Raw genomic sequence first — 784 nt, forward strand, 5'->3', positions numbered from 1 at the left:
AAGACAGAGCAAGGGGGCGATTGAGTCCCTTTGGTCACACTCAAGGCTCATATCCATGCTGGCTTACAAGCTGAGGCAGTTTTGAGGGACGCTCTGTAGCTGCTGTCAACCTGCTAGGACCGCTGAGATAAACGATGATAAAAACAGCAGCTGCTGTTAACCCTCCGGAGTTCGAAGCCTAGGGATCCCCTCCATGACTTCCCAGATTCAGCCCTGCACACGCGAACAGATCTTGAATGGAATGGGCATCACCACCCTGTTTTCGGCTCTCATTGTGGGTCTCTGGATCTGGCTGGGATCCTCCTTTCCCGTGCCGTTTCGCTGGGATCCCCTGGCCTTGGCGTGGGGAACGGGGCTGGGGCTAGGGGTGGCTCTGCTCAGCGGGGGGGTTTACCGGTTCTGGCCGGCTTATCGTCGGGCAGCCACTGCCTATTTACACTGGGTGGCGGATCCCTTGCGGTGGGGAGATGTCTTTTGGGTGGGCCTGCTGCCGGGCTGGAGCGAGGAATGGCTGTTTCGCGGTGTGCTGCTGTCAGCTCTGGTGGCCAGCCCCTTAGGGTGGACAGGCGGGATCCTGCTGAGCGGCCTCTTGTTTGGCGCCTTGCATTGGCTGGGATGGCAGGGCTGGCCCTATGCCGTCTGGGCCAGCGGGGTTGGTATCCTCATGGGGATTGGCTTGTGGCTGTCGGGAAACCTGTTGGTCACCATTGTCGCCCACACCCTTGTCAACTGGATTGGGGTTTGTGCCTGGAAATGCTTTTTCTCTCAAGCGGAGCCCTGAAGG

Annotated in this window: 1 protein-coding gene; it reads left to right on the forward strand. The window is 59.2% G+C overall.

The window, feature by feature from the left end; genetic code table 11:
* Nucleotides 1-193 precede the first annotated feature (193 nt).
* Nucleotides 194-781, forward strand: coding sequence for a lysostaphin resistance A-like protein (locus tag NW820_RS13035; RefSeq protein ID WP_414407727.1), 588 nt, complete (start codon nucleotides 194-196; stop codon nucleotides 779-781).
* Nucleotides 782-784 lie beyond the last annotated feature (3 nt).

The organism is Synechococcus sp. R55.7, from assembly GCF_047461955.1.
Taxonomy (GTDB): Bacteria; Cyanobacteriota; Cyanobacteriia; order Thermostichales; family Thermostichaceae; genus Thermostichus.